Consider the following 12,198-nt stretch of genomic DNA (forward strand, 5'->3'; position numbering starts at 1 on the left):
ATAAGTCGCTATCAATTGGTACTTAGCCATTATTTATAATTTTTATACAGAAGTCTGTTCCTTAAAGAACAGAACTAAGAGAAACTTGCAATTATACTGTATGCAATTCCCCTAGGTAGCGAGTTTATAAACCTCGATGTCGAATAATATGTTTTATAGTACTTTACACCTGCTAATTCTGCTTCTGTCATTTTTGTCACTTGGATTAATATCATTCAATACCTTCGCCCAAGAAGCTTCTGATTTTCAAGAAACCTCTAACTATCAAGGGGTCTCTGATAATCAAGAAACTATCAGAGTGAAAAGTATCAAACCACTAGCTGACGACTTACCAGACATTCGTTCATCGATAAGTCGTCCAGAGCCCGTCAGTTTGAAAGAAGTCAGTTCGGAATTGATCAGTTCAAATGATGTTTTTTCGGAAGAAGGCTACTCAATTGAAGCGATACTGAGCAGTCAAGGGGAAGGTCATCTAAAGAAGATATTGACCATTGGTATTCCTCAGCCGTCTCAAACTAAGGGTTATCATACACACCAAGAAGATATAGCTATTTTACGTACTTTTATGAAAAAGTACTGGCTTGCTTGGGGCGAACAATATGGATTCGAAATAAAGTTTCAGTTATCACCTTATCAAACGCTTTATTCAGAATTACTCAATGGATCTATTGATATTCTCACCACTTCAACTTACAGCCATAATTTAACCAGCTGGGTTAAATACAGCATTCCATACTTAGAGGCGAAAACTCTACTGGCTAAACGTATTGGTGAAAGTATAGAAGGCGGAAAAGTTGGCTTTGATTTACCGACATCAATCATCCCTTTTGGCTTTAATATCAATAATGATGTTGAGATACATACCAATTCGACATCGAAGGTGCTCGACCGTGTAGATAAGCTCAATTATATATTCAGCTGGTCTGTGAGAGAGCTAAACAAAGAACTAGCCATTCGAGGGTTGAGCGAAGAGTTTTCGGTTGCAACTAAAACGTCGGGTATACCAATACGTTCCATGACTCGCTTTGAAGATGAGAAGCTTATGTTGCTCATCAACCGTGGTATTCGAGAGTTCTCTAATAATAAAACTCAGATGTTATGGCAACAAGCGACAGAGAATAATGAGCTGGCATCTTTCGCGCCAGTTGTTGGCACGTACATACCTGAATTAACGAATAAGCAATCTAAAAAAATAGCCGAACACCCCGTTCTTACCTATGCCTATATTGTCGATGGGGAAGAGCCCTATTTTATTGCGGAAGATTTTCTAATAGAAGGTTATATCATCGATGTGATGCGTAGCCTCAGCCTAAAGCTCGGGCTGACATTTAAAGCTAAACCGTATTACTCATTCCAAGAAGCCATGGATGCAGTAAAGAATCGTGAAGTAGACATGTTTCCTGGCGTGTATAGAACTGAACAGCGACTTAGTAGCTTAGAATTCACAACAGATATAGATAGAACTTTGCTTGCTATTGCGAGTGAAGATAACTATTACACAATTAGGCAGTTGAAAGGCAAGCGTTTAGCGTTAGTCCGTGGTTTGTATGAAAACGAATTACTGGCTGATTTACTCCCCGTAAATCCGATCATATATCTTGATACCGCAGAAGATGCCATGCGTGCAGTGGCAGAAGGTCGTGCTGATGCTTATGTGGGTAAGTTATTAAATAGTGCATATTTAATGAACAAGCATAAGCTCTTTACTCTTAACCTTCATAAGGCAGAAGATTTTGATGTTGAGTTTTGGCCAAGGATTGCTTTGCCAAAAATGGAAAACGATTGGGTTGAATTACTCAATGTCGGTATTTTTAATTTAGGGGATAAATTCCAGCAAGATCTTCAAGTTAAATGGAAAGAACACATTGTATTTAGCCAAGAAGCAGAACGTGTTCAAGCTTTATACCAACAAGTTGTTATTGCCAGTGGAATACTCATTGTTTTCTTATTGATGTGTTTCTTGTTCTACCGACATCAATTAGGAAGAAGGAAAGACATTCAGGGTACTCTAGAAAGAGCATTGCAAGAAGCTGAGTTAGCAAAGAAAGAAGCGGAGGAACTGACTCTGGCTAAATCCGACTTCTTAGCTCGCATGAGTCATGAGATTAGAACTCCGATGAATGGCGTTTTAGGCATGGCAGAAGCTTTGTCTTTCACCAAGCTGAATGGTGAACAAGAAGATCTGCTGCAAACCCTGAATGGTTCGGCTCGAAACCTAATGGCGCTTCTTAATGATGTGCTCGACTTTTCTAAAATGGATGCAGGTAAACTGACGCTCGAAAGTGTTAACTGTGAACTCAATTCATTGATGACCAGTGTCATTGGTAATTTCAAGCATAAAGCCACAGCTAAAGATCTATCGATTAATAGCAGAATGGATTCTCAGATTGGTCGAGTGTACATGTGTGATTCCACTCGTTTAATGCAAGTGCTCAACAATTTAGTCTCTAACTCCGTTAAATTCACCCAAGAAGGGTTTGTGGAGCTCAGTGCTCAACTCATTGCATCTGACTTTAAACAGTCTGATGACGGTACATCTTACGACCTCATTGGCTTTCAAGTGCGGGACAGTGGCATAGGCATCGCTAAAAATAAGCAAAGCTCCTTGTTTGACCCTTTTGTTCAGGCGGATGGGGATATTACACGGCGCTTTGGTGGTACAGGGCTTGGTTTGAGCATCTGCAGTGAAATTGTTACTGAAATGGGTGGTGAAATCCGAGTGTCTTCAGTGATCGGACATGGGAGCTTATTCAGCATTACCTTACCTATGGCGGTAGGTAAAAATGAAGAAGTGATTATTCAAGATCAAGCTATTAGCGAAATGCCTTCAGGAAATCAACTTAATAAACTACGTGTTCTTTTCGCAGAAGATAATGAAGTAAATAGAAAAGTAATTGGCGGGCAATTAAAACGCCTTGGAGTGAGTTTTGATACCGCTGAAAATGGACTCATCGCTTATAACAAGTTCATTTCAGACGCTTCCTATGATGTTGTCTTATCTGATTGCCACATGCCTGAAATGGATGGCTTCACACTTGCTACAAAGATATCAACTGAGTTTCAAGATGATAAGCCTCACCTTATCGCTATAACGGCGGATGCATTAAGTGGTGCGGCAAAACGATGTCTTAGTGCAGGCTTTGACGACTACATTTCTAAACCATGCCCACTTGATGTACTTGAAAATAAGTTACTGCAGATTGCTGGTAAGAATTATGTGGCGGAATCAGATTTTGATAACAATGAAAACTCGCTGGTGGCGTGGTTAGATGCAAATAGCTTCGAAGCGGATAATCAAGATGATGAACTTGAAGAAGATATTTTCCCAACAAGTGATGTTCAGAAGCTTTCTACCAATTCAATAGATTCCCTTGATAACGATCACTCCCTTGATTGGCTTACTGAGATGGAAAGTGACGCCGAGTTCAAAGAAGAAGATGATTTTTTCTTCTCCACAGAAAACTCTTTAGCAGAGGAATCACTATTAAATCCGGTTAGCGATACGAGCTCAGAACAAGACCTAACTGGAGAGACCGAAGTAGATGCGATTCAGTGGCGTGAAGTCGAAGAACAGCCAACGCTTGATTCTCAAGAGGTCTTATTCCCATTAGAAAGTACGCAAGAGGAATTACCAGAAACTGGGTACTTTACTGATATTAATACTGATGGTGCTTCATTTGGAGGTGAGCAAGATAGTGCATTAAATACAGAACAGGATTTAAGTGACCTTACTGAAGCTGAATTATTTGAAAAAGAAATGGAACAATTCGAGTTAGCCGTTCAACAGTCCCAAACAGAGCTTGGTCAATTAGAAGCCGGTAATTCTGATTTATTTGAAACCAATGACGCGGACTTGTTCGATACATTTGGTTTACAAGAATCGATTACAACCAAGTTTAACGATTCTGATTTTTTACCAGAATTGCTTGGGGAGTCTATGAATGATTTCGTGAGTTTTAACCAGCCAGAAAGCAACAACTTAGAGCTTGAATTTTCACTGCCTGAATTTGAAACATTTAATGTAGCGCATGTCTTATCCATGAGCGGTGAAGATGAAGAAATAGCATTAGATATTCTCGATACCTTTGTTAAGAATTACCAAAACGATATTCAAGAGCTTGAAGCTGCTGGTGCCATTCAAGATGCCCTCATGATCAAAGATATTGCGCATCGCATTAAAGGCAGCGCACTTTACTTAGGAAATGATCCTCTCTCTACGGTAGCAAAGGATATAGAAAAAAACGCTTTAAAAAATGACTTAACGTACAGTGATGAACGTATTGAATTTGTGACTAAAGGGTTAGCGATTCTAGGGCAAGAAATCGAACAATATTGCGAAGGAATAAGAAGTCCAACCCAGAAAGTCATGAGTTAACCTAAAGTGATAAAAATATCTTCTATGAAGCGATCGCTAAGAAATGCGGTCGCTATCAATTGCTTTCTAGCTACTTTGACCGCGTGTCTTGTTGGTGCATTTGCGTTGCATTTTGAACGAAGTTTTTGGCAAGAAAACTTAGTTGAAGATTATAAAAATTTAGCCGTTACCCACTTATCTGCTGAATTCAAAGCGCTTAACTTTGCAACGGAAGAGCTTGCAAAAAATGCAGTCCTTACTGAACTTGTACATAGAAACAGTATCAAGCATCAATCTGTTTCTATTGAGAGTCACATTCAAAAAAATAACAAGTTTTCCACCTTAGTCATTCAAAATGCAACTGGACAATTTGTTTATGTAAACACGAAAAGCGAAACTAACTTAATCAATGGATTAAAGAGGTTACATGAGCCTCATTCGCAAATGGCTTTTACACCAGTTCAAAATATAGGCATAGATTTTATCGATGGTCGGATTTTTATGTTTGCAAGTGCCCCTATTGTTGGAGAGTCGTCCGTTAGACCAACCGGTTCGGTCACTATCCTTCGAGAAGTGAATTCTGAGCTACTCCGAGAGGTGAGTGAGAAAATCGGACGGGATTTCAGTTTTCATTACACATCTGCAGGAATGCGATTAACACAAGTTAGTTATTCTTATGGTTTTGAAGTGGATCTGCATCGAATAACAAATGGTGATGATTCATTCAATGCGGAATATAGAATAACACTGCCTAATGGGCGCGTTCAGCCCGCTAACTTTGTGATCACCTTTGACTTAAAGCCTTATCAGTATTTTGACCCTGGTTACTTGCTGTTTGGCGTTGTGCTCAGTGTCCCTTTGATTACGATTGTACTTTGGCTAGGATTTTCAACTAGAGTTATCACTCCTATGGCGAAACTCATTGACTATGTCACCGATGAAGGGATATACAATAAAGCACGCACAGATAAAACGTTATCTCATGAATTGCCAGAAGAGCTGAAGCTGATCCATCATCGATTTAAGAAGGTGTATTTTAATATGTCCCGACAGAATCAATTTAGCCAAGTACTGGTTGATGCGCTTGGGGATATTATTATCACTGTGGATATCGAAGGTAAGATTTGTTATGCCAATCCAGCCGCTAGGCAATGGTTCAATGTCTGTGAAAGTATTCTATTTGGTCAACCACTAGAGCTGTTTACGAGTAATATTAACCATGAAAGCCCTGATGTGGCGACTTGGCTGCATACGAGTAACATCAATAAAGAGCGGATTGAGTGTAAAGCAGAGTTGGTGAACATCATTAGTAAGACGTATATTTATCCCGCTGACGTCATTGTTCAGCCGATTAATATTTTAAGCCCAGAGAGTGCAGCAGAGCATCATGATGGTCATTCCTCTACCGTCGTTGTGATAAGAATTAACGATACTATTCCAATTGAAAGATACATTTCATAATAAAAGGAGAGCACGTGCTCTCCTTAAAATTAGATGACCATCTTACTGAGTAATCATTGATGTCTAATCATCGAATTTACTATTCACCAGCCATTTGAAGGTGGGAGCCTTTCAAGCTAGCAATAAACATATAAATTGTGGTTGCTAGCAATGAAGCAAACAAATAAGTAAACAGCCCTGATTGTGAACCCATAAAACTGTCCGCAATAATAGGACCAGCCACAGAGCCAATGCTGTAACAAAACAGCATAATTTGAGTGACAGAAACTAAGTAGCTCGCATCCATGTTTCGGCAGCCTAAGTTGATTGCAATAGGGTACAAAGCAAAAGTAGCCATACCTAGAATAAACAAGCTGATCGCCATAACATAAAAATCTTGGCTAAGCGTGATGAGAGCGATACTCGCTACGCCTAACAGGCAGAACAAAGCCATTAGCAATACTTGGCCTACCATTCGAGACAACCATGTGACAATTGGTTGTACAGCCATGCCACCCATAATAATCAATGCCATTAAGCCGCCAATATCATCATGGCTAATATTACGGTTAGAAAGCTCAACAGGCATCAAACCATAAATAGCGCCAAGAGTTAGCCCTGAAACAATGCACCCAATTAAAGCGCTGTGACTTAAATTCGTGATTTGTTTAAAAGACAAACTTTGTGAGTGGCTTGATGCCGGTGCTGCTACATTGCCAAACAGTAATACAATAACAGCACTGAATAAAAGTGTGAAAATAGCGATAAAAGGCACACCGCCAATAACGCCTAATATACCAATACCCAATTGACCAAGTGCAGAACCGCCATATAGAGAGCACATGTATATCGCAAGACGTTTTGCTCGCTGCGATTCTTCACCGCTCATCAACCAAGACTCAACGACAACAAAAATACCCGCAACGGCAATACCCGCAATAAAACGTGCGACTAACCACACTTGGCTGATTGGCAGTAATGGCAGGATAAGAACGGTTCCAATGAATACTGATAAGCAAAGTACGAAAGCATTACGATGCCCGTAATGAGCCACAACACGTTCGATAATAAGAGTACCAACCAGTAAGCCTGCATAAAATGCACTCGCTAACCAACTCGATAGCGTACTTTCTAGCCCATAGTCAGACAGCATTAATGAGAGTGAACTCATTAAGTAGCCAGAAGCAATAGCGTAAAGTGACAGCGCAATAACAGGAACTGTTATACGAGCGATAGGTTGAGTGTTGTCCAATGCAGGAGTCTCCAAGGTCGTGTGGAAGTTGAATTTTCCGCGACTATGGAGGAGAAAGTGAAATGGGTAAAACGAATAAAAATAGTCGTGACGATAAAAGAAGTTTATCGCCACTATTGAGTAAAACTATCTAATTAAAAATGAGATAGTTTTAGTCTTTTATTTAGTTAAAGCTTGATTAAGCCACTGATCAAACTGAGATTTAGGTAATGCGCCATTGATACTATCAACGCGCTTGCCGTCCTTAAATACCATAACAGTTGGGATGCTACGTATTTGATATTGCGCGGCAAGCTGCTGTTGAGCTTCGGTATCGATTTTAACGAATCGGACATTACCAGCACGTTCAGTTGCAACGTCACTGAATACTGGCGCAAAACCAACACATGGGTTACACCACGTGGCCCAAAAGTCGATAACAACAGGTTGAGCGCTGTTCAGAATCGCAGGTAGGTTTAAAACGGTACCTTCGACTGGTGAGCCGTCTAGTAGTGAGCTTTTGCATTTACCACAGGTTGGGCTTTCTGTGATTCTTTCTGATGGAACGCGGTTGACACCTTGGCAAGATGGGCAACGGGTATTAAATGTAGACATAACTTTCTCTTTTTATTATCAGTTCGTAGAATGCTCGATTTACGACAGTGGTACGAAATGCTTATACTGTTTGAAACAGCTTTAAGATACTTAAATAAAAACAAACAATAAATAGGTAAATGATGACAAATTATTATGCTGAAATTACAGGTTGGGGGAAATGCTTGCCACCTGCTGTGCTTTCAAACGATGACCTAAGCACTTTTATTGACACTTCTGATGAGTGGATTAAAACACGAACAGGTATCGAAAACCGTCGCATTAGCCATGTGAATACTTCTGAACTCGCGACTGTAGCTGCAAAACATGCAATGGCATGTGCAGGTGTCACTGCTGAAGATATCGATTTAATTATTATTGCGACTTGTAGCCCTGATTCGCTGATCCCAAACACTGCATCTAAAGTACAGCAAAACCTTGGCATCAAAGGAGCCGCTGCCTTTGATTTAAATGCGGCTTGTACTGGTTTTATCTATGGATTAGAAACGGCGACTCGATTGATTCAGTCAGGTAACTACCGTAATGCCATCGTGATTGGTGCGGAAAGACTGTCATTCTTTATCGATTGGACTAAACGTGATACTGCCGTGCTATTTGGTGATGGTGCAGGAGCGGTTGTACTGTCTCGCACAGAAAACCAAGTGGGTCTACAACATGCTCAAATTGGTTGCGACGCAGAAGGGCGTGACATTCTCGCGGTACCAAAGTTTGGTACATCGATGGATCGTTTTGCTGTAGACAATGGTTACTGGGATTTTGACTTTGTAGGTAAAGAGATTTTCAAGCGAGCTGTAAAAGGAATGGGTGCTGCAGCTCATACTGTTCTGAGCCGTACAGGTCTTTCTACCGACAATATAGATGTCGTGATTCCTCACCAAGCGAACATTCGAATCATTCAAACTCTGTGTGATATGGCTGGGATTGAACGTGAAAAGGCATTCGTGAATATCCAGAAATACGGTAATACTTCTGCTGCAACTGTGCCTATCGCTTTATGTGAGTCAGTAGAGCAGGGCGTTGTAAAGCCAAATTCTAATCTTCTGGTTGCTGCTTTTGGTGCCGGATTAACGTGGGGCGCTGGTCATATAAAATGGGGTGAAAGAGTCACTACCAGTGGCAAGTCAGATGCAAGCTTACCAGAATTAAACCAAACGGCTTTAGAGCTACTGGAAAATGCAATTTTACACTGTAAAGAGCGCCCGAACGAAGCAAATTAATCACTCTTTCTGGGGCTTTATTTTGTGAAAACGCGGTCTCTAGTAAAATTCTGGGAAACTTTTGCATCAGGTTAACCAGCGTGCGGACCACAAGATTACCCAGTTTAACATCGTACATATAAATTTTAATTGAGGGACTAAATGCGGTCCCTTTTGCTTTTCTGATAGGAAGCTACGTGAAAAAAGTATTAGCAATTGGCTATGTTTGGCCAGAACCGAACTCTTCAGCCGCTGGCAGCCATATGTTGTCACTGTTACGTTTATTTAAGCGTCAAGGTTGGGAGGTAGAGTTTGCTACGCCTTCTCAAGAAACAGAACACATGATAGATCTTAGTGCTGAAGGTATTACAAGCAAAGCTATTGAGCTGAATAGTGACAGTTTTGATGAATACATCAGCGAGTTACAACCAGATATCGTCATGTTTGATCGGTTTATGATGGAAGAGCAGTTTGGTTGGCGTGTGGAAAGATCATGTCCGGCTGCGTTAAAGCTATTAGATACTGAAGACTTACAATGTTTGCGAAACGCCCGTCATCAGGCTGTTAAAGCGGACAGGGAGCAGACTAAAGCCGATCTCTTTGGTGATTTGGCTAAGCGAGAGATAGCCGCGATACTTCGTTGCGATCTTTCGTTGATCATATCAAGCCATGAAATGATGTTATTAGTTGATGAATTTAAGATTGATCCATCATTGATCCATCATCTGCCATTTATGGTTGACCTTAATACATTGCCAGAAAAGACGCTTAATTTCGAAGAACGTCAACACTTTATGACGATTGGCAACTTTAGGCATGCTCCAAACTGGGATGCGGTTTTACAGCTTCAACAAATTTGGCCAAAGATAAGAAAACAGCTTCCAGAAGCAGAGTTGCACATTTACGGATCTTATCCACCACCAAAGGCAACGGCACTGCATAATCCAAAAACAGGGTTCCATATTAAGGGTTGGGCTAAAGACGCAGAGGAAGTGGTAGAGCAATCACGCATTTGCTTAGCACCATTACGCTTTGGTGCTGGGATTAAAGGCAAACTATTAGATGCGATGAAGGTGCAAACTCCAAGTATTACGAGTGAAATTGGTAGTGAAGGGATGCTACCCAACCCTGATTCGGTTTGGCCTGGTGCCGTTGAAAATGATTATGACGACTTTGTTTCAGCTGCGGTTGAATTGTATACCAATAAAGATAAGTGGTTAGCTGCGCAGAGCCAGTGCCATGGTTTACTAGAAGCGTGTTATGAGCAAAATGCTTTAGGCAATGCTTTAATTGAAGAATTGACGCGCTTAGAAGCAACCTTAGAATCGCATCGGTTAAATAACTTCGTAGGTTCAATGCTAAAGCACCATACAATGACCAGTACTAAGTACATGTCTCAGTGGATTAATGAAAAGAACAAACACAAATAGACATACCTCTATTGGTGAATTAAACCTAAAGCATTGCTAGCGACTGCTAAGTTAGTATCAATAAAGCCCATTAGTTTTAACTAGAAAGAGTTTTTGCTAATGGGCTTTTTAGTATTTCTATTTTCCTAATTGACTCACTTCTCGCTACGATTTAGCAAATTGATAAGTACGGAAGCCACCGATCAAATTGCGAGCTTTATAACCGTTATTCACGAGTTGACGATAAGCTACGTTACCGCGTAACCCAACTTGGCAATAAATGATGATCTCTTTGTCTTTAGGGAGTTCAGTCATACGCTCACGAAGCTGATCTACAGGTATATTAACGGCGCCTTCAAGGAAATTACCGTTAGACAATTCGTTAGGGTTACGCACATCAAGCAACAATTGGTTTTCAGACAAATCGTCAATTTGATGATAATGAATAGGCGTTGCATCACCTTTAATAATATTGCTAGCAACAAATGCCGCTTGATTAATCACGTCTTTAGCACTTCCGTAAGGGGGCGCATAAGTTAGCTCAAGGTGTTGTAGCTGCTCTACAGTCATTCCAGCACGTTGAGCGACAGCCAATACATCTATTCGCTTATCTATCCCATCCTTTCCTACTGCTTGTGCTCCAAAAAGTACACCTGAAGTCGGGTGGAACAGAAGTTTTAACGATACCGTTTCTGCTCCAGGGTAGTAACTGGCATGGCTAGCGGTATGTACATAGACTTTTTCGTAATCAGTACCGCTTTGTATAAGTTGCTTCTCATTTTTACCCGTTGAAGCAACGGCTAAATCAAATACCTTACAAATGGCAGTGCCTTGTGTACCTTGATAACTTTCGTTTCGTCCAAACATATTGTCTGCTGCCATTCGACCTTGACGATTGGCAGGACCCGCTAAAGGGACTAATGTAGATTGCTCAGTCACAAAATCTTTTTCTTCTATGGCATCACCTACAGCGTAAATAGATGGATCGCTAGTTTGTAACTGATCATTGGTCTGAATTCCACCTAATGAGCCAATGGTTAGACCGGCTTCTTTCGCGAGAGAAGTTTCTGGCCGAACACCAATCGCCATAATCAAAATACCCGTTGTGATCTGCTCACCGTTACTCAGACTTAATGTTAGCTTTTGGTTTGAACTATCGAACTCAACCGCTTCTAGAGCGCTGTTTAAGCGAAGATCAATGCCTTTTTCTTTAATTTCGCTATGTACGAAGCCTGCCATTTCCCTGTCAACGGGAGTCATGACTTGATCAGACATTTCAATTAATGAAGTCGAAATACCGAGCTGTTGGAATGCCTCAACCATTTCTAGACCGATAAAACCGCCGCCAACCACGGTCGCATGTTGAGGTTTATTGGAGTTTAAACTTCTTAATATTTTGTCCATATCAGGAATATTACGAAGTGTATGAGTGAGTGGATTATCAATACCATTGATGTTTGGCGTAATAGGGCTAGCACCAGGGCTTAGCAACAAAAAGTCATAACTTTCTTGGTATTCAGTTTGATCGAGAAGGTTTCTTACGGTGATGGTTTTCTTGTCACGATTAATACTGACCACTTCATTCATCACACGCACATCAACATTGAAGCGAGCCAAGAAGCTTTGAGGTGTTTGTAGTAACAGCTTGCTTCGGTCTTTGATGTCACCACCAATATGGTAAGGAAGCCCACAGTTGGCAAATGATACAAATTCACCACGCTCGAACATTATAATTTCAGCATCTTCGCTTAATCTTCTTGCTCTGGCTGCTGCTGATGCACCGCCGGCTACGCCACCAACAATCACAATCTTGGTCATTTAAATCTCCAATGGGTTAGTACTTGTCTGAAGCCACACTATAAAAACTAACATTAGAAAAGTCTAATGTTAGTTTCATTTAATTAGTGCTAAATTAGAATTGACTAATTTAGGTTTATTAGTAATATCTAATTT

The 12,198-nt window shown here is 40.6% G+C and carries 7 protein-coding genes; 4 read left to right on the forward strand and 3 right to left on the reverse strand.

Features of this window, described 5'->3' with window-relative positions:
• Window positions 1-148 precede the first annotated feature (148 nt).
• Both F0226_RS18200 and F0226_RS18205 read left to right on the forward strand, forming a co-directional pair.
• The gene (locus tag F0226_RS18200; RefSeq protein ID WP_171736964.1) at window positions 149-4,375 is read left to right on the forward strand and encodes a transporter substrate-binding domain-containing protein; all 4,227 of its coding nucleotides are present in this window, start codon (window positions 149-151) and stop codon (window positions 4,373-4,375) included.
• A gap of 24 nt (window positions 4,376-4,399) precedes the next feature.
• Entirely contained in the window at window positions 4,400-5,815 is a 1,416-nt protein-coding gene (locus tag F0226_RS18205) for a CHASE4 domain-containing protein (protein WP_171736965.1), read from the forward strand.
• A gap of 79 nt (window positions 5,816-5,894) precedes the next feature.
• Here F0226_RS18205 and F0226_RS18210 read toward each other — a convergent pair whose 3' ends face one another.
• Together F0226_RS18210 and trxC are read right to left on the reverse strand one after the other, a co-directional pair.
• On the reverse strand, window positions 5,895-7,046 hold the full coding sequence (locus F0226_RS18210; protein ID WP_171736966.1) for an MFS transporter: 1,152 nt from the start codon (window positions 7,044-7,046) through the stop codon (window positions 5,895-5,897).
• 159 nt (window positions 7,047-7,205) lie between these two features.
• Complete coding sequence (gene trxC / locus F0226_RS18215) at window positions 7,206-7,640, reverse strand: thioredoxin TrxC (protein WP_171736967.1); 435 nt, start codon at window positions 7,638-7,640, stop codon at window positions 7,206-7,208.
• Between the two features lie 122 nt (window positions 7,641-7,762).
• Between trxC and F0226_RS18220 the strand changes: the two genes are divergently transcribed.
• Together F0226_RS18220 and F0226_RS18225 are read left to right on the forward strand one after the other, a co-directional pair.
• Window positions 7,763-8,857 (forward strand): ketoacyl-ACP synthase III, encoded by a 1,095-nt coding sequence (locus F0226_RS18220; protein WP_171736968.1) that lies wholly within the window; start codon window positions 7,763-7,765, stop codon window positions 8,855-8,857.
• 176 nt (window positions 8,858-9,033) lie between these two features.
• On the forward strand, window positions 9,034-10,266 hold the full coding sequence (locus tag F0226_RS18225; RefSeq protein WP_171736969.1) for a glycosyltransferase family 4 protein: 1,233 nt from the start codon (window positions 9,034-9,036) through the stop codon (window positions 10,264-10,266).
• Window positions 10,267-10,410: 144 nt separating this feature from the next.
• On the opposite strand, the gene F0226_RS18230 is transcribed toward F0226_RS18225, so the two are convergent.
• Window positions 10,411-12,063 (reverse strand): FAD-dependent oxidoreductase, encoded by a 1,653-nt coding sequence (locus F0226_RS18230; protein WP_171736970.1) that lies wholly within the window; start codon window positions 12,061-12,063, stop codon window positions 10,411-10,413.
• Window positions 12,064-12,198: the final 135 nt, after the last annotated feature.

The sequence above is a fragment of the Vibrio sp. 99-70-13A1 genome (genome assembly GCF_013114625.1).
In the GTDB taxonomy this organism is placed as follows: domain Bacteria; phylum Pseudomonadota; class Gammaproteobacteria; order Enterobacterales; family Vibrionaceae; genus Vibrio.

Excerpts from the sequence above, each read along its gene's own strand:
- F0226_RS18220 (WP_171736968.1), top strand. The coding sequence starts at position 7,763 with ATGACAAATTATTATGCTGAAATTACAGGTTGGGGGAAATGCTTGCCA.
- F0226_RS18205 (WP_171736965.1), top strand. The coding sequence starts at position 4,400 with ATGAAGCGATCGCTAAGAAATGCGGTCGCTATCAATTGCTTTCTAGCT.
- F0226_RS18200 (WP_171736964.1), top strand. The coding sequence starts at position 149 with ATGTTTTATAGTACTTTACACCTGCTAATTCTGCTTCTGTCATTTTTG.
- F0226_RS18230 (WP_171736970.1), bottom strand. The coding sequence starts at position 12,063 with ATGACCAAGATTGTGATTGTTGGTGGCGTAGCCGGCGGTGCATCAGCA.
- trxC (WP_171736967.1), bottom strand. The coding sequence starts at position 7,640 with ATGTCTACATTTAATACCCGTTGCCCATCTTGCCAAGGTGTCAACCGC.